This window comes from Burkholderia sp. LK4, from assembly GCF_001043615.1.
GTDB lineage: Bacteria > Pseudomonadota > Gammaproteobacteria > Burkholderiales > Burkholderiaceae > Burkholderia > Burkholderia cepacia.
Window position 1 is genome coordinate 166113 of record NZ_LDUL01000016.1, and the last position, 16528, is coordinate 182640.

Consider the following 16528-nt stretch of genomic DNA (forward strand, 5'->3'; position numbering starts at 1 on the left):
CGGGCCAGCGTGCCGACCGCAGACAGGAGGTGATACATGAACATCCGGATCCTGATTCCCTGCGCCCTCGCTCTTGTTGCCACCGCCGCTCAAGCTGCCGATATCACCGGTGCCGGGAGTACGTTTGCAGCACCGATTTACACAAAGTGGGCCGATGCGTACAAGAAGGCGGGCGGCGGCAGGGTCAACTATCAAGGCATCGGCTCGTCGGGCGGCCTGAAGCAGATCAATGCGAAGACGATCGATTTTGCCGGTTCGGACGCGCCGCTGAAGGATGACGAGCTCGCGAAGGAAGGCCTGTTCCAGTTCCCGACGGTGGTCGGCGGCGTGGTGCCGGTCGTCAACGTGCCGGGCGTGAAGGCTGGCGAACTGACGCTGTCGGGCCCGGTGCTCGGCGACATCTACCTCGGCAAGATCAAGAAGTGGAACGACCCGGCGATCGCCGCGCTGAACCCGAAGGTCAAGCTGCCGGATACGGACATCGCGGTCGTTCGCCGCGCTGACGGTTCGGGCACAAGCTTCATCTGGACGAACTACCTGTCGAAGGTCAACGACGAGTGGAAGTCGAAGATCGGCGAAGGCACGACGGTCAACTGGCCGACGGGCACGGGCGGCAAAGGCAATGACGGCGTCGCGGCCTTCGTGCAGCGCCTGCCGGGCGCGATCGGCTACGTCGAGTGGGCGTATGCGAAGAAGAACAACATGACATACACCGCACTGAAGAACTCGACGGGCGCGGTGGTCGAGCCGAAGACGGAAACGTTCAAGGCCGCTGCTGCCGGCGCGAACTGGTCGAAGTCGTTCTACCAGATCCTGACGGACGAGCCGGGCAAGGATGCATGGCCGGTCGTCGGCGCGACGTTCGTGCTGCTGTACACGAAGCAGGCCAAGCCGGAACAGGGCAAGGAAACGCTGAAGTTCTTCGACTGGGCGTTCAGCAATGGCAACCAGGCCGCCACGGATCTCGACTACATCTCGCTTCCGGATCCGGTCGTGGCCGAAATCCGCAAGCAATGGAAAGCGAAAATCAAGGACGCCTCCGGGAAAGCACTGGTGGATTGAGTGCGGTGGGTGGGACGCGATAGCGACCTTCAGGCGGCCGTCGACGTTTCCACCTCACGAACGCCGGGTTGCGCCAGATCCTTCGCCGAGAGTGGGATCCGTTCGCCTGTCTGCGGCAATTTTTTCCTCTCGACCGCATGCAAAATCCGCCGCTTGCCCAATTCAAACGCAAGCAGCAACTGTCTCGATGTCCCATCGGCAGCGCCAAGTTGTTCGCAAATCACTTCGGACGTCAGTGAAAAGGCGAAATAGCCCCACCCGAACGCGTATGCCGAAAACCATAGCGTCGGCCCGGAAGTGACGATTGGCATTGTCACGGTGGTACCCAGATGACCCATGGCCGTTACCTTTCCGTCTGATAGCATGACAGCCATTTCCGCATGGCGCACACGGAAGGCATGTGTGGGATTATGGCACGCATCAGCCTGCCGACCAGATTGTCATGAAGTTTGGCAGCGGTAGTCAATCGTGCAATCTGTCGAAGTCCAGCGTGCGCATTTGCGTGTCTCGGCGAGTCGGAAACAGCCTTTAAAAAATTTTCCCATATGCCCGAGCCGAATCCAGCGGGTTACCGTCCCGGCAGTCCACGACAGGCTTAAACCGGCTGCGGCCATTCGTTCTACCGCCATCTCACGGCAGCCTTCGAGGCACTTTCGTTGTGAATGGTCTTGGTACAGAACCGCGCTTGGAGGTCCGTTGAGGGGTACGAAGCGGTCGCCCGAACGTCCAGTCACTGGCAGAGGCAAACGTCGCTTGATGGCCGAGAGCAGTCGGACGCAGTCGACCCCGGATGTCCTGCAACACTGCTTTTCCAGCATAGATGACTGAGCTTGAGGCAGAGAGCGTCCTGTCTGAATTCAGCGCTTCGACCGGCCGTGCATTGCGCCGGGAATCGGTCTAGAAATCAGGATGTTACCGCCGGAACGGTTGGTCCACTACGCGAGTTGACAAATTTAATGCGGACATAGGCGAGTTGACGACATTATTTTGATGGAACCGTCAATAAAGTCGTCAATTCGCGGGCCTGGTGCCTTGATCCACAAGGATTCTGGAGACGGAATTATTTTGCTCTACGGCATGCGGCTCGATCTACCATCCGTTCGCGAGCAGATAATGCGCAACCGGCAATGCCTCGTCGAGCGGTAGCACAATCTCCCACATCAGCAGCGCGCCGATGGGCCGGTCTTGCTGCACGCCTCCGCGTAGCACGCGCGGGTCAGCGACGTCCTCATCGGTGACGAAGCACACCAGGATATCGATGCCGGCGTGCCCGATCGCATCGAACGCGGGTCGCCGGATCGCCCTCGGACGACTCGCTGCCGGAGATCACTAGCAGCGTGCACTGATCGCAGGCATGTCCTGCATACTTTCAAAACGCGCCGCGCCTCTCGGGTAGTTATTGACGAACTGTAACCGGTTGACTAAAACTCTCTTTTAGACGCACGCGAAAGCCCTACCTCGCGACGCTGCAATTATCGCACTGAACGCTTAAAACAATGATAAGAGAGGTGTCGCATGAGTAAGATTTTTTCGTTGCAAGTACTGGTCAGCTTGGGTTTAATTGCCTGTCACGGGGCAGTCGCCGATCCGGCATATGTCTCCCCAACTGATGCTGACTTAACCATCAGCTGCGCATGCGTGGTCGGCTTCTCCGGTTGCCAGTCACAAGTATTCGATGCGATTACGGGCAGTCAACGCATGACATGGGCACAGACCGTACATGTCCAAGCTTCGGCCCCTGCGAATCTGGATGCGGCATGCTTTCGAAAGCGAGACGTTGACGGTATGGGCGCTGGACTTTGCTGTACGGTGCCCGGAGACGATGACAAATCCATCGCAAATCTTTTTCGAGGTACTCCTCAGTAGCCCGACAACCTATAAACGAACAATCAATAAATACAGGTCAGCGCCTACTCTGCGGGGTAGGCGCAGTAATGCGCTAAGGAGGGACCTTGAAATACGCAATCGCACGGGTGCTCATTTCTGGTTGGCTGTTTCTTGCGGGCATCGCATCGGCCGCTCCTCTTAAGCTGACAGACCAAATCTACGAAGCCAAGGCCGATATACCAAGTGGCTTCCGCTACTTTCTATTCCTGCGCGGAGCACCAACGAAAGCTGGCGCATTGAAAGTGATGGAATGCGTCAAGAAAACCTACCCTTCGCTGGCGGTCGCGGCTTACGAATTTCCTTCTGGCATCGGCCACGACGTGTATCCCAGCGGCTTGCGCTACCCTATCGCGCTTGCTGCCTATGCTACGCAGAGTGAGGCCCGCGATGCGGAAAACTATGCGCGCAGTAACGTCGATCTTGGCCGGATCGGAAACTGCCTCGGCATCCCTGGCGGCGCGGCGTCGGCCGACGCGAGCCGTACCTACTTTTTCGGCAGGACGATCCAGCTCGATAGCAACCAGCTACCTAAATTGATCAAGCGGTCGGAGATCCGTGCGTTTGACGGCGAAGGGAACGGTGCCTTCGCTAACGGAGGCGATGAAGCGCACGCCATCGTGTTGCCCAAGGCTTACACCGCGAGCAAATCCGACGATCTCGCGTCGACACTTATGCACCTCCGCGCGCTGCACCCCGAGACAAATTTCTTCGCGATTCGCATTTCTGGCTACGAGTATGTTGCAGTCGCCGCACGGACTGATGCGCAGACACTAGATCGCGCAAAGCAACAGATGCGGCGAATTGGACTTTACTCTACGGTTGACTTGCAGTTTGCCGCGAGTGATTCGGTTGAACAGGGTGGAGTGTCGCTACGAGGAACCCTCTTCGATGGTCGCTCGCAGGACATCGTCCGGCCGCCGTTGAGTGTCACCGCTACCGTAGCCAACCTCGAGGTATTGGAAGCGGATGATGTCAGTGAGCCGCTTCACGATCGCGTTGTGCGCTGCTATGGTGGATTAACCACGGAGATCAATGCCGTAAATGTCGATCTCGACAAGTTTGCGAGTTGCAGCGGTATGCTCATGGACCGCGTCGCCCTCACCCGTTGCATCCTCGATTCGGATTGTCACGGTGTGAGAGTGCCTATCAGATATGACGTTTCAGCCAAAGATCTCGTCACTGGTTGCCTGAAGAGCGATGGCCTTATTGAATGTGAAGGTACGACGATCGATCGCAAATTTAAGGCGCTGCTCAAGGATATTGACTATACCTCGTGCGGATTCAGCGCTTCCTGTCCCGCGGCAAAGCAAAAACTCGTGGAATGGTGCAGGAAGGTAGGCGTCGATTGCAATGATGACGTGGTCATACAACTATCGACGCGCATCGATCAAATAGGCGCGTGCGTCCAAGACGGAAAGTGTGACCGAGTAGTGCTCCGCCCGCTACAGACGGATGATCTCGTCGCGCAGCAAACGGCCCAGCTCGAAGAGGCTGGCCAAGCCATAACTGGAGTGACGGAAAAAGGACTTGCATTCATCGATAATGCTCAGGACGCTGCAAAACGTATCGGAGATTGCTACTCGCTGAGTCAAACGAGTGGCTGGCAGGATGGGCAGGACTGTCTTGCAAAAATTGGGTTGCGGCCGGACGAGCTGGCCATTTACGACTGCTTCAAGGCGAGTGGAACGGACCCCGTAAGGCAGGTCGACTGCATGAAGAGCGATCCCAGGGCTCGTAAGTCAATCGACCTTGCGCAATGTGTGCAGGCCGCCCAGACGGATGTCACTCAGTTGCTGGCTTGTCCGGGCGTGGCTACAGATCCTCGAGTCGCACAAGCACGTGCAGCGCTGCAATGCGTACAGGGTGCACAAGAGCCGCTTGATGCGATGACAAACTGCGTCAAGGGCGTGCCTCCTAACGTCGCTGACGCGCTGAAGTGTGCAAATTCCGCAGTGAACGGGGATTATCTTGGCTGTCTTCCCCATAACGGAAAAGAAGCAGGAATTGCGCGTTGTCTCGCAGCGGCCGACTCGGATGCGGTGCGTGTGATGTGCGTGACACCAGAAGTGGGCCTGCCTCCTGCCGTCCAGTCGGCCCTTGGGTGTATCGCCAGCGCAAACGGAGATTCGACTGCGATGGCGACCTGTGCGGCAGGGCAGTATTTGCCACCCGAGGTCGCTCGAGTTACGTCATGCACAGCAGGCTCGACCGGCGCGACCGATTTTGCAATATGCGCATCGGGCATCGCGATGAGCTCCGAATGGCGTATTGCCGCCGAGTGCGCGGCGACAAGTGGCGGTGTTCCGGTGACATTCGCGGGTTGCACCGCTGGTCGACTGACAATTCGCGAACTGGGAAAATGCCTGAGCGGGAAAATCGGTGAGCCGGGGGGGTGCTTTGGTCCCGGTAATGACATAGTCAAGGCGTTTACCACGGTCGGATCAGACCTTACACACGGACTCGGTCCAAACAACGACATCGTCAAGTTTGGCGAGCAGGTCGGCGGTGCGTTACGAAGCGTATCTGATGCCAGTCGCGACCTGATGGCCGGTATCGGTAGGTTAGGTCAAGGGTTGCTAAACAGTCTCGGTTCGGCGCTCGGATTGTAAGCCTTAGCCGGTCAATCTGACCGCCCGATGAAGCGAAATGCCGCAAGAACAAGATTGTGGGCTTCGATCATGAGTTGTCGAGACGAACCCTATCGCGGGGCTCGCCGATGAGATGGACGACCGCTTCTGACACGCACCGGACGCCTGGATGTCCGAACGCCATGATCTACGAGGGTCGCATGTTGGCTGAACGCGGCCGGCCGCCGCCCTGTGACGCGCGACCGGCGCAGATCGACCCGGTGCTGCCCGTCGGTTTGGCGGGACTTCAATGACGGCTTCGAGGGGGGCTTCGGACATCTGTCTTCGCACAGGCTGCTGTTGCGCTTCGGCTGTGGAGTCGCCGATGCGACCATCGACCAATGGCGGCTATAGCCAGCTTTACCGCCGTCAGATCCGGGAGCGGTTTTGCACGGCAGTTTTGCTGCCGCTGGACGGAGAGCAGGCGACTCTGAGCAGCGAATCGCAGCTACCGATTGGGTGTGCCCGCTGTGGGTTTGCCGATTCAATCCGTCCTGCCACATTCGTGTTTGTCGACGCCTCAACCGTCCTATCATCCAGGCAGCCGCGGCCTCATGCTTTCGTGGCAATTCTTGCGGAGCTTCAGTCCCCGGCTGAGCGTACAGTCACGTCGCCGACGACCACTCCCCTCAGCCCCTCTCGTAACGCCGTGACATTTTCTACGCCGTTCAGTTGCTCGAACTCCCGCTGCGCTTCTCGCCAGAGCGGCGCTGCTCTTTCGTGTAGGCGCCGTCCTTCCGCGGTAAGCTCAACAATGCGGCTTCGGCCGTCTGTGGGGGACGGGCTGATCGTGACGAAGCCGTCGCGTTCAAGGAAGCCGACCATCTTTCCCATCGCCGTCCGTTCGATATCGAGCCGTTCGGCAAGGGCGTTGACCGCGGCACTTCCCACCTCGTCCAGTGCGGCCAGCGTGAGAAATTGCGTGATGCGCAGACCCGCCGGTTCGAGATGACTATCGTAGAGGCGGGAAATCTGCCTGCTTGCCTTCCTCACTGCGAAGCAGTTGCATTGATCGATTCCAAGCGGCTGGTCGAACGGCAACATCTGGTTCCACTCCTCATTTCTTTTGATTGCCGGAACGCTACGCGCACGCGCGAAGGTTCGGCGGTATCTTTCGATGAAAGTCGACACGGAAAACGCTGGCGTACCGGTGATCTGCGCGCCTCAAGTCTCGCCCCCGTAGCCGACTCTCGTCATCTGCATCGTTCAAAACCCTGCCGGCGGAGTGATATAGCCGGGCTCCTCGGCCGCAAGCGTGCTCTTCAGTATCGCTGTTCCCCTGTCGGCCATAATCTCGCTCTTGCCGGCGGTGAGCGCGTCATAGGTCTGTCGCACCACATCCTCCGGGCTGGCTTTGGGTACGTCAATGCCATTGGTCAGGTCGGTGTCCACGAACCCAACGTGCAGGCCGAGAACCTGAACTCCGCGCGCTTGCAGGTGAAAGCGAAGTTGATTCGTATAACTCCATGCTGCTGCCTTTGATGCAGCATACGGTGCCAGATAGGGCCGCGGAAGCCAGACGATGTCGGAAAGCACGTTAATGATCGCCGCATCCGGCTTGGCCGCTAATATCGGCTCGAAGGCCTTTGTTACTCGCACTACGCCGTAGTAGTTGGTATCGAACATGCGAGCCGATTGCGCTTCTACGTCATGCGCAAGAGGCCCGTCGATCAGAGCGGCAATGCCCGCGTTGTTGACGAGCAGAGTCGTGTCTGCCGCCAGTTTCGCGGCCGTGGCGATCGACGCCGTATCCGTAACGTCGATCCTGACGGGCACGACGCCCGGCTCTTCAAAGCCGTTCGTGTTACGCATGCCCGCGTATACCTTCGCCGCCCCACGCCGGCGTGCCTCTCGTGCAAAAGCCAGTCCCAGGCCGCGATTGGCGCCGGTGATAAAGACCGTGGCGTTCTTGACATCCATGACAAGCTCCTTTTTTAAAGCTGCGTGCCTCCGGGGAAACAACATCCGCCGGGGGCGCGTGGTTCAAAGAAAAAGGTTTTCCGGAAGCTGCTTTGAAAGCGCCTCCCGCAGATGGGCTGCGAGAGTCAGCACGGCGCCAAGTGGGCTCATCCGCACGCTCACGCGCGGCACCGATCCATCGGCATTACGGTCGACTACAACGGCCGCGCTCAGGTTCTCGCCGCTCGTCAGAACGGCCTCGTACTCGATAACGAGCCGCGAACCGACGGTCTGGACAAACTTGGGCGTCTGCGAAGCGTAGAAGGTTCCAACGGCGTCGACAGCCAAGCGGATTTCGTCACGTCCGATGACGGGGCCGCGCAATACCGAACTGACCAACTCTGCGTCAGCGGTCAGATCGTCCAGGAACGGATGACGCTCATCTTGAGTGGATGACATGTTCAAACCTCGACTCGTTTGAGGCTGCGCTCACGCGAATACGGCCCGGTTCTGCGAGACGAACTGCTGGACCGAGAGCGGCGGCTTTCCGGTAATTTTCTCGATGACGTCGTTGGTGCCCGCGAAGACTCCATCGCGGTAGTTCTGAGCGACCTCGACCAGATGCTGTGTGAGGAACGGCGGGAACTTGTAAAGGTTTTCCATCTTGATCTGGAACTCTTCGATGGAAGTCGGCGCGTATTCGATCCGGGCTTCGAGAACCTCGCTCATCGCTTCGGCGATCTCGGTATGGTTCATCTCGACAGGGCCATGAAGTGCGTAGGTCTTGCCCCCGTGGCCTTCGGGGTTGGCCAGAACATGGGCGATCACCCTACCCTGGTCATCCGTGGCGATGGGTGCGTGACGGCCGTTGCCGAAGGGAAATTCAATCTTCTTCGTGGCCCAGATCTCTTTCGCAAAGTGCGGATAGACGAGCCAATCGGCAAAGAATGTGGGACGGAGATGCGTAGTCGGAACGCCTGACCAATCAAAGACCCGCTCGGAAACCCAGTGATCCTGGGCCGCGTGGCTCTTCGACTCCCGGCGCGCGGAAATCTGCGACATGTTGACGATCGCCGTGACGCCCGCTTCCTTCGCGGCCTGCGCGAAATAGGCGGCAGCTCCGATGATTCCCGGCGCGATCGGATGAAGGAAATAGGCCGATCGGATTCCTTCCATGGCTGCTCGGATGTCGTTGATGTCGGTGAAGTCCCCGACGGCGATATCGACTCCGCGCTGCCTCAGGGCGGCTGCGCGATCGTCATCTGTGCGCACATATGCCCGCACGCGCCTGCCCATCTTGAGCAATTCGTCGATAGCGACACCTCCGGTCCGTCCGGTTGCACCGCTCACAAGTATTTCGGCCTGGTTCATAGCTTCGCTCCATTCGAATATAAGAGCATATACTCTCTTGTCGTCAAAATAGAAGCATATGCTCACACTGTCAAGGAATTTTTGTCCGCGCAGGATTCGGTGCCGCGCACCTGGGACCGTTGTGCTTTATTGGGCTAGCGGCATTGGCAGCGATGGATCGATGGCTGTCCGGACAGCCTGATCGTGCGCAACCTGTCTTCGACCGGGAGAGATCACGTCGACGTCGGTGCCAGGGATGGGTCGTTTCGAAGTTCGGTGGCGATGAAGTCGACGAAAGCACGCGCGGCTGATCGGGTCGCCCGCCCCATCGGGAAATAAGCATTCACCGGCAGTTCCGTCGATTTCCAGTCGGAAAGCATCTGCACGAGCTCTCCGCTCTGCAATTCCCGCCGGCATGCCCATGAGGTAGTGGGTGCGATGCCGAGGCCACTGGCTGCCGCCGCCAGGGCCCCTGCGGTGTCGTTGGTCGAAATATGCGGCTGCACTTCGACCGTCACCGTCTTTCCGTCGCGCTCGAATTTCCACAACCGTGAATTTGGCGAGGCTGGGCCCGCAACAATGCGATGCCTTTCGAGATCCGCTGGTTCATTGGGAGTTTCGTGGTCAGCCAGGTAGGCGGGTGACGCAACCAGGACCCTGTGCATCGTTCCGATCAGTTTGGCGGTCCCTGACGCATCCGGTAGATGGCCCACCCTGATGCCCACGTCCACGGCATCACGAACCAGGTCTTGCCACGTGTCGTCCAGTAGCAGTTCGATATGCAGCAGGGGATGTAGCTTTGTGAAGGCCGTCAGGCGGGGCATGATGATCCGCATTCCCATTACCGCGGGCATGCCGATGCGTAGCAGTCCGCGCAGTTCCCCCGTTTCGCGCACGCTGTTCTCGGCATCTTCGATTGCCGCAAGCGCCGGCTCGACGCGCGCGAGAAACTCGAGTCCCGCCTCGGTCGGAACCACGCGCCGGGTTGTGCGCGACAGTAACCGTACGCCCAGGCTCGCCTCCAGTTCCGCGATCATTCGCGAAACCTGCGACTGAACAAGGCCGCACTCACGCGCTGCAGCGGAGAAGCTGCCGAGCCGGGCGACGCGCGTATAAAGCTTTAACGTAAGGGTGTCTTTCACGGCTCGCCCGTCTCCGATTGATGCTGCACGGAGATTAATCTTATCTGAATTGACCGGCTACCGACGTTCCAAGCGTAGCCGCATTATCCATCCAACGCAGCGCTCACCCTGATTCAACCAGTTCGCAGAAGCGTGATTTGTCGAATTTAAGTCGAACAGAAACGCTGAATGAGCTCAGTTGTGAGCATGTCATTTCTCTTTTCGAAGGATCTAACGTCATGTCAAAGAAAGTACTGATTACGGGAGCCACCGGGGATACCGGCCGTGCCGCCGTCCGCGAAGCGATCGCTCTCGGTCTCAATGTTCGCGCGATGGTGCGCAAGGCCGACGAACGTTCGGCAGCGATTGCTGCGCAGGGTGCCGAGGTGGTCGTCGGCGATCTGTTCGACATCAACTCGATCCGCTCGGCACTGGAAGGTGTCGATGCAGCATACTTCGTCTACCCGGTTGCGCCAGGGCTCATTACCGCCGCCGTCAATTTCGCGCAGGCAGCGAAGGAAGCTGGCACCAAAGCGGTGATCAACCTGTCACAGCGTTCCGCCGACCGCCACTCCACCAGTGACTCCTGCCGCGACACGTTCATTGCCGAGGAGGTGTTCAACTGGTCGGGCGTGCCGGTGATTCACCTGCGGCCGACGTTGTTCCTCGAATGGCTGCTCTATCCGTTCCAACTGCCGTATCTGCAACATGGCGTTCTGCGCTTGCCGGCCGGCAACGGACGCCACTCGCCCATCGCGACCGATGATCAGGGGCGCGCCATCGCTGTGTTGTTGCAAAACCCGGAAGGTCATATTGGCACCACGATCAACCTCTCGGGCCCCGTCGAGATGGACCACGAGCAAATGGCCGCTGAACTGAGCGACGCACTAGGGCGCAAGATCGTGTTCCAGGATCTGCCGATCGAGGAATACACAGCCTCGCTTACAGAGATGGGGGTGCCGGGCTACGTCGTCCAGCATTTCGGCGGTGCAATGCTTGACTATCAAAACGGCCATATGGCGGGTGCTGACAACAACGTCGAGATGCTCACCGGCCGGCGCTCGATGACCGTCGGCGAGTTTGCGAAGCTTCATGCCGACAAACTTAACGCCAGCTAACTGCACGGGCCGGCCATGCGCCGGCCGTTCCCACGAAAAGGAGCATGATCATGGACATCACCAACTCTGTCGTTCTCGTCACGGGCGCCAATGGCGGGATGGGACGGGCATTCGTTGCAGACCTGTTGAAACGGGGTGCTGCGAAGATCTACATTGCAGCACGTGACACCACCACGCTCGGCGAGTTGCTGGCCGATGGCGACCGCCGCCTCGTGCCGCTGCAGCTAGACGTCACCCGAGCCGACCAGGTCGTTGCTGCCGCCCGTGTAGCCACGGATGTGACGCTACTCGTCAACAATGCTGGCATTTCCACTTTCGAAGGCGCGATTGCTGCGTCTGATATGGACCCTGCACGCACAGAGATGGAGGTTAACTACTTTGGTACGCTGGCGATGACGCGCGCTTTCGCGCCGATCCTTGCGGCCGCGGGTGGCGGCACGGTGGTCAACATGCTGTCGATGCTCTCGCTGGTGAGCCTGCCGAGGGCGGCAACCTATTCTGCGTCCAAGGCAGCCAGTCTGTCGCTCACGCGCAGCATTCGCGCTGAACTCGGTGCACAGGGCACGCAGGTTATCGGGGTGCTGGCAGTGCAGACCGAAACGGCCATGGGCGCCAGAATGCCGGAACCACGCATGACGCCGCAGGAGCTCGTCTCCGACGTGCTCGATGCTGTACAGGCCGGCACGAACGACGAAGTTGTCGCCGGCGCCCTGTCGCGCAATGTCTATCAGTCGTTTATCGACGACCCCAAGGCAGTGCAGGCGATGATGTCGACCCGGCTTCCTCAGCGGGCTTGACGCATTGTCTCAGCCAACGGAGGAATCATGGACTATCTCGGTACCCTCATGCGTCGTAACGATGAGTTCGCCCGCGACGGCTTCAATCCGAATCTGCGGATGATGCCGTCAGGCAAGACGCTGATCATCGGCTGCGTCGATCCCCGTGTCGATCCGATGGATATTTTCAAGCTGGAGCCCGGTGAGGCGGCGATTTTCCGGAACGTCGGCGGCCGGGTAAATCCTGCGCTGCTTGAGACGATGGCGATCTTGCGCGAGGTGACGCTCGCGGCCGGGGGAAACATTGGCCCGGACTCGAATCTGATCGTGCTGCACCATACGGACTGTGGCATCAAGCACTGCTTTCACCACGCTCCGGCATTGTTGGCCCGGCACCTGGCCGTTTCGGGGGAGGAACTCGATGCACTGGCCGTCAACGATCCTTATAAGGCTGTGGCGCTCGACGTGGCGGAGCTCAAGGCTAACCCGGATCTTCCCGGCGGATACATGGTATCGGGACTCGTCTACGATGTCGCAACCGGAAAGGTCGAGATCGTGGTTCCTCCCGAACGACTGCGGCCGGACGACAATTAAGGTGCGTCCGCCATTGGTCACACCCGGGATCGTGGTGCAAACGACCTGGACGGCGGCCAGCTTATCTGATCGCGGCGAACGGCACGGCATTCAATCGAGTCATCTACGGATAGTCCAGAACATGATCAAACGTCTTCTTTTGAGCCTGGTGGTCGTCCCCGCTCTGTTCGGCGTGGCGGGGAAATCCGTTGCCCAGACATCCCCAGCTTCGACACCGACGACCAAGGTACTGGCGATCGGCACATTTCCCGCTGGAACCGATATGCAGCTTGTTCAGCACATTCTTTCAAGCGAAGTCCGCGAGACCGCCCAGCTCTATCTCAAAGGCGGAATCGACCAGTGGTACTCATTGCAGGACCGGCCCGGAGTCGCATTCATTCTGAATGTTACCGACACCCAGCAGGCCAGGACCATGTTGGAGGATCTGCCCTTGGGAAAAGCACATCTGATGTCGTTCGAAATCATTCCGCTCGGCCCGCTGAATCCTTTGCGTCAATTGCTAGCTGTGTCCGGATCTCATTGACGAAGACACACCAATTCGCGACTTTTTGAGGCTCCCTTATTGCCGATGAAGGAGCGCTCCGCGAACGGATGTCTGCTTATTGGGCGAAGCCGACGCCTGAACGTCCGACCGGCGACACATGTGAACGACGGGTTGTGGCCGGCAGCAGCCGATTGCCCTCCCCAGCACCTGGCCGGATGGCAAACTTCGATCGATCCCGTCCAGCCCACTGGTAAACTGGGGCGGCCAAAGCAACTTTCCCCGTTCAAACTAGCACGCAACTCACCGCAGCACCTGCAGCCGTCACCCCAATGATGCAGCAGTAAGCGCCCGTTGCAGTCCCGGTCTCCTTCGAGGTGTATTCTTCGCCGCCCCCCCTCCCGCACTGGGCTGCTATAGTTAAAAACCCTTCCGTCGCTACCTGACAGAAATGTGCTGCGAAGCTTGTAATCAGATGCTCAGCGATACCTCGGCGCCGCACGTTGGGCTTCTGGCGCTGCGCAGGCCGCGAAAGCTGCGGCCGCTCGGCCGCACACCGGTGCTCGTTCAGGCGTACCGTTGTCAATCTTGCGGGACGAACTGGATAAGCGAAACCGACCCCGATGCGGCCGACCGGACGGAATGGATTTGCCTGCATCGAGCGTCAAGTATTCTGGACCCGATAGCAGTCTTCGACGAGCAGGCAGCGAGCCAGATCAATCGGCTCGCCGAACGCCCCGGCACCGAGGCGCAACGGATGCGCAGCGACATTCAGGGCGACGGCTACACCGCGAAGCTCATTGCCAGCTGATACGAAAATCCGTCCAAGAGCGTGAACGAGCGACCGTAGATGGCCGCCAACTGACGGATGCGGCCGACGGTTGCCGACCCGGAGCGGTCCTCAGATGCTTCTTGGCCGCACCGGCTCATCATGAACGTATTTCGGTCATCCGTTCGGCCAGCACCTACGAACGCGAGCTAGCGGGACGGCTGCGGTTGCGGCAACCGTTGATTACAGGATGACAGGAATGCTCTTTCATCACCACAAACGGAAGAAGCGCACCTAAAATGCGCTTCTTGTTTGTCTCTCGGCTCAGCGCGCGGCTTGTTGTTGCGCGAGGTATTTGTCGAGCACGTCCATTGTTCCGCCCCAACCTTGAGACATGCTAGCGTGCGACGCGTCGAAGATGGCTTCCTCGGTTTCGCTGGCGTCCAGCGCTCGCCACTCAAGGTGCATCAATGTGCCTCCGTCGACTTCGCTGAGCGTGGTGGTTGATAGCGTATACAGGGGCCACTCGGCGGCCATCGGGTGCCGCGTCACGCCGCCATCGGCGTCGCTGAACTGCACTATAACCACAATACGCTCCGGAGGAGTCAATTCTCGGAATGTCCACTTGCCCCACATCGCTGGGGCGTCTGGTACGCCGCTCGGCTTCATTGCGTAGTGAAAGACGCCGCCGACACGCGCATCCACAGTGCAGTGGGACATTTCCATTCCCGGAGGGCTCATCCACGCGGCTAGATGCTTGGCTTCAGTCAACGCGGCGTACACAAGTTCGCGCGGCGCGGAGAAGCGGCGCTCGATGATGAAGGGTGCAGACACTTTGTCAGTCATGGTTGCGGGGCTTCCTGGTTCGGGTTGAAGAAACTTTGGAGGTCTTCGCCTCGGGTTCGTGGTGTGCGTCCTTGACCGGCGCCTGCTGCAACTGCCGCAAGTAGCTGTCGAGTTGATCGAGGCGCTGTTCCCACAGGGCGCGGTATTGCAGCGCCCAGTCGGCCGCCTCCTTTAGCGGCTCAGGCACGATGCGACAAGGACGAAACTGACGGTCTCGTCCCTGCTTGATTAGTCCTGCATGTGCGAGAACACGTAGGTGTTTGCTGATCGCCGGCGGGCTCAAGTCGAACGGCTCGGCCAAATCACCTACCGTCGCTTCGCCTTTGGCCAGCCTCGCAAGGATGGCTCGTCGCGTCGGGTCGGCCAACGCGGCGAAGGTGGCACTCAGATGGTCCGATTCCAATTATTTTCCCAATTGGTTAATTAGCCAATTGGCGAACTATAGGCGGACTGTTTTCCCGTGTCAATCGGCTATCACCTGTTGGGTATGCTGTGGCTCGGTAAGCGTGGGACCGATACCGTCTTGACGGCGTGAGTTACCGGTTTCCCCAACGATTGGATGCCATGCGCAGCAGCGTGGCATTGGCAGCACGCAGATCGAACCGATCGGCATCGAAGCCGGGGCCAACCCAGTTTCGGTAATGTTCTGCCTCTTCGCTATTCGGATCGTTAGATAGCGTGTTCAGGAACGCGTCGTAGCCAGGCGGGCCGCCCACATCTTCTGGCGGGCACGCGCGAGCACCATCGATGACCTGGGCCGCGCCCCACGGTTCGCTTTCAACGATTTCCACTTTCTCAACGACGATGGCGTGATCCCACCCGTCCCCGAAGTCGTACCGGTAGAGGAAGCGTGAGCCAGGTTTCAGAACCTTCTGCAGTCGAACCTTGCGGTCATCGGCGGTCGTGCCCGGATCAGCGAAGTCCAGCACGTCATCGACCTCGAACATGGCGTAGGTCATGCCGTCGACCAGGAAGTCGTGCAGGTGGGAGTCTTCCCAGCCGAAGGCCGCCTGCAGGATATGGTGCAGCTTGCGCAGTGACTCGGTTCCTTCGACCTCGATCCGGCGCCAGATGGGCGGCTCGATGTGTTGAAGCTGCACGTGCAGGGTAAAGCGCTGGAACGATTTTGCCATCTGATCTCCGGGGAACGGGAAGCCAGCGGCATTATCGCCTTACGATGCCGAGGTGGTCATTTTCCAGGGCAGCAGGCCTTCGACCTGGTTGATCGGATGGTCTGCAATGCGCGCAAGCACGGCGCGCAGATACGCCTCGGGATCGATGCCGTTGAGCTTGGCCGTCCCGATCAGGCTGTAGATCGCGGCAGCACGCTCCCCACCTGAGTCCGCGCCGGCGAACAGGTAGTTTCGGCGCCCGATAGCCACTCCGCGCAACGCGCGCTCGACCGGCAGGTTATCGATTTCGAGATGCCCGTCGTCGCAGTAGCGCGTGAGCGCTTCCCACCGATTCAGCGCGTAGAGGATCGCCCGACTCGTGTCGGATTTGCGCGAGAGCGTCTCCAGTGTGGCGCTCAGCCACGCATGGAGTTGATCGAGCAAGGGCCTGGCGCGATGTCGGTTTCTGGCCGATAAGCGACCTATCGTTTCTAATCGCGGCTCGGGACTTGCCCCACGACGAACCACGGACTACCTGTCTTGATCATCGCAACCGTTGGCGCTTGATCTCAGGTGGCGTCGCCGCGTTCGCGCGGCGCTCGCCGGTCGGCTTCAGTGACACGCCGTTCAGCGGCGCGAACAGTTCCGCCAACGTCACGTTCAGCGAATAGCAAATGTTCGCCAGCGTCTCGACGGAAGGGTTGGCGATACCACGTTCGATCGACGAGATGTACGTGCGGTCAACGTGCGACTCGAACGCAAGGGTTTCCTGAGATTTTTCAGCCGCATGCCGACACTCCTTGATCCGTTTGCCCAGGGCAATCGAGATCGGGGCGGGTCGTGCAGCGGGGGAGATGGTGCGCCTAGTAGCCATGGCGTGCAGAAT

Annotated in this window: 18 protein-coding genes and 1 pseudogene; 7 read left to right on the forward strand and 12 right to left on the reverse strand. The window is 59.4% G+C overall.

The annotated features are described in order from the left end of the window. Positions 1-36 precede the first annotated feature (36 nt). Positions 37-1062, forward strand: coding sequence for a phosphate ABC transporter substrate-binding protein PstS (gene pstS, locus VK92_RS09280; protein WP_048025829.1), 1026 nt, complete (start codon positions 37-39; stop codon positions 1060-1062). Positions 1063-1091: 29 nt separating this feature from the next. Here the strand turns inward: pstS and VK92_RS09285 are convergent, their stop codons facing one another. Both VK92_RS09285 and VK92_RS41605 read right to left on the reverse strand, forming a co-directional pair. Next, positions 1092-1400 carry a hypothetical protein gene (locus tag VK92_RS09285; RefSeq protein WP_048025948.1) on the reverse strand — a complete coding sequence of 103 codons (309 nt, stop codon included), beginning with the start codon at positions 1398-1400 and terminating at the stop codon, positions 1092-1094. Positions 1401-2151: 751 nt separating this feature from the next. Beyond that, positions 2152-2310 (reverse strand): hypothetical protein, encoded by a 159-nt coding sequence (locus VK92_RS41605; RefSeq protein WP_156187236.1) that lies wholly within the window; start codon positions 2308-2310, stop codon positions 2152-2154. Between the two features lie 704 nt (positions 2311-3014). Here VK92_RS41605 and VK92_RS09290 point away from each other — a divergent pair. Next, on the forward strand, positions 3015-5558 hold the full coding sequence (locus VK92_RS09290; RefSeq protein ID WP_131723284.1) for a hypothetical protein: 2544 nt from the start codon (positions 3015-3017) through the stop codon (positions 5556-5558). 600 nt (positions 5559-6158) lie between these two features. Here VK92_RS09290 and VK92_RS09295 read toward each other — a convergent pair. From VK92_RS09295 to VK92_RS09315, 5 genes are all read right to left on the reverse strand, one after another. After that, entirely contained in the window at positions 6159-6620 is a 462-nt protein-coding gene (locus VK92_RS09295; protein WP_048025827.1) for a MarR family winged helix-turn-helix transcriptional regulator, read from the reverse strand. Positions 6621-6782: 162 nt separating this feature from the next. Continuing rightward, positions 6783-7496 (reverse strand): SDR family oxidoreductase, encoded by a 714-nt coding sequence (locus VK92_RS09300; protein ID WP_048025947.1) that lies wholly within the window; start codon positions 7494-7496, stop codon positions 6783-6785. Between the two features lie 63 nt (positions 7497-7559). Continuing rightward, entirely contained in the window at positions 7560-7934 is a 375-nt protein-coding gene (locus tag VK92_RS09305; protein WP_048025826.1) for a hypothetical protein, read from the reverse strand. Between the two features lie 30 nt (positions 7935-7964). Continuing rightward, a complete protein-coding gene (locus VK92_RS09310; RefSeq protein WP_048025825.1) occupies positions 7965-8846 on the reverse strand; it encodes an NmrA family NAD(P)-binding protein in 882 nt (293 codons plus the stop codon). 212 nt (positions 8847-9058) lie between these two features. After that, the gene (locus VK92_RS09315; RefSeq protein WP_048025823.1) at positions 9059-9967 is read right to left on the reverse strand and encodes a LysR family transcriptional regulator; all 909 of its coding nucleotides are present in this window, start codon (positions 9965-9967) and stop codon (positions 9059-9061) included. A 218-nt stretch (positions 9968-10185) separates the two neighbouring features. Between VK92_RS09315 and VK92_RS09320 the strand changes: the two genes are divergently transcribed. From VK92_RS09320 to VK92_RS38915, 5 genes are all read left to right on the forward strand, one after another. Further along, positions 10186-11064, forward strand: coding sequence for an NmrA family NAD(P)-binding protein (locus tag VK92_RS09320; RefSeq protein ID WP_048025822.1), 879 nt, complete (start codon positions 10186-10188; stop codon positions 11062-11064). 50 nt (positions 11065-11114) lie between these two features. Then, positions 11115-11861: an SDR family NAD(P)-dependent oxidoreductase gene (locus VK92_RS09325; protein WP_048025946.1), complete on the forward strand. Its 747-nt coding sequence runs from the start codon at positions 11115-11117 to the stop codon at positions 11859-11861. A 27-nt stretch (positions 11862-11888) separates the two neighbouring features. Continuing rightward, positions 11889-12434 carry a carbonic anhydrase gene (locus tag VK92_RS09330; protein ID WP_048025821.1) on the forward strand — a complete coding sequence of 182 codons (546 nt, stop codon included), beginning with the start codon at positions 11889-11891 and terminating at the stop codon, positions 12432-12434. Between the two features lie 121 nt (positions 12435-12555). Then, on the forward strand, positions 12556-12957 hold the full coding sequence (locus tag VK92_RS09335; protein ID WP_063778370.1) for a hypothetical protein: 402 nt from the start codon (positions 12556-12558) through the stop codon (positions 12955-12957). 433 nt (positions 12958-13390) lie between these two features. Further along, positions 13391-13726: a hypothetical protein gene (locus VK92_RS38915; protein ID WP_053076314.1), complete on the forward strand. Its 336-nt coding sequence runs from the start codon at positions 13391-13393 to the stop codon at positions 13724-13726. A gap of 282 nt (positions 13727-14008) precedes the next feature. Here VK92_RS38915 and VK92_RS09345 read toward each other — a convergent pair whose 3' ends face one another. The 5 genes and pseudogenes from VK92_RS09345 to VK92_RS39695 all read right to left on the reverse strand — a co-directional run bounded on the left by VK92_RS09345 (position 14009) and on the right by VK92_RS39695 (position 16516). Further along, a complete protein-coding gene (locus tag VK92_RS09345) occupies positions 14009-14530 on the reverse strand; it encodes an SRPBCC family protein (protein ID WP_048025820.1) in 522 nt (173 codons plus the stop codon). Beyond that, entirely contained in the window at positions 14523-14933 is a 411-nt protein-coding gene (locus VK92_RS09350) for an ArsR/SmtB family transcription factor (RefSeq protein ID WP_048025818.1), read from the reverse strand. Before VK92_RS09350 ends, VK92_RS09345 begins: the two co-directional genes overlap by 8 nt. Before the next feature lie 133 nt (positions 14934-15066). Beyond that, a complete protein-coding gene (locus VK92_RS09355; protein ID WP_048025817.1) occupies positions 15067-15663 on the reverse strand; it encodes a plasmid pRiA4b ORF-3 family protein in 597 nt (198 codons plus the stop codon). A 39-nt stretch (positions 15664-15702) separates the two neighbouring features. Beyond that, a pseudogene (locus tag VK92_RS09360) lies at positions 15703-16104 on the reverse strand (IS66 family transposase); the annotation flags it as partial. A gap of 82 nt (positions 16105-16186) precedes the next feature. Beyond that, positions 16187-16516, reverse strand: coding sequence for a helix-turn-helix domain-containing protein (locus VK92_RS39695; protein ID WP_048028306.1), 330 nt, complete (start codon positions 16514-16516; stop codon positions 16187-16189). Between the last annotated feature and the right edge of the window lie 12 nt (positions 16517-16528).

Coding starts and splice junctions, on each gene's coding strand:
- pstS (WP_048025829.1), top strand. CDS start 37: ATGAACATCCGGATCCTGATTCCCTGCGCCCTCGCTCTTGTTGCCACC.
- VK92_RS09285 (WP_048025948.1), bottom strand. CDS start 1,400: ATGGGTCATCTGGGTACCACCGTGACAATGCCAATCGTCACTTCCGGG.
- VK92_RS09295 (WP_048025827.1), bottom strand. CDS start 6,620: ATGTTGCCGTTCGACCAGCCGCTTGGAATCGATCAATGCAACTGCTTC.
- VK92_RS09300 (WP_048025947.1), bottom strand. CDS start 7,496: ATGGATGTCAAGAACGCCACGGTCTTTATCACCGGCGCCAATCGCGGC.
- VK92_RS09305 (WP_048025826.1), bottom strand. CDS start 7,934: ATGTCATCCACTCAAGATGAGCGTCATCCGTTCCTGGACGATCTGACC.
- VK92_RS09310 (WP_048025825.1), bottom strand. CDS start 8,846: ATGAACCAGGCCGAAATACTTGTGAGCGGTGCAACCGGACGGACCGGA.
- VK92_RS09320 (WP_048025822.1), top strand. CDS start 10,186: ATGTCAAAGAAAGTACTGATTACGGGAGCCACCGGGGATACCGGCCGT.
- VK92_RS09325 (WP_048025946.1), top strand. CDS start 11,115: ATGGACATCACCAACTCTGTCGTTCTCGTCACGGGCGCCAATGGCGGG.
- VK92_RS09330 (WP_048025821.1), top strand. CDS start 11,889: ATGGACTATCTCGGTACCCTCATGCGTCGTAACGATGAGTTCGCCCGC.
- VK92_RS09335 (WP_063778370.1), top strand. CDS start 12,556: ATGATCAAACGTCTTCTTTTGAGCCTGGTGGTCGTCCCCGCTCTGTTC.
- VK92_RS38915 (WP_053076314.1), top strand. CDS start 13,391: ATGCTCAGCGATACCTCGGCGCCGCACGTTGGGCTTCTGGCGCTGCGC.
- VK92_RS09345 (WP_048025820.1), bottom strand. CDS start 14,530: ATGACTGACAAAGTGTCTGCACCCTTCATCATCGAGCGCCGCTTCTCC.
- VK92_RS09355 (WP_048025817.1), bottom strand. CDS start 15,663: ATGGCAAAATCGTTCCAGCGCTTTACCCTGCACGTGCAGCTTCAACAC.
- VK92_RS39695 (WP_048028306.1), bottom strand. CDS start 16,516: ATGGCTACTAGGCGCACCATCTCCCCCGCTGCACGACCCGCCCCGATC.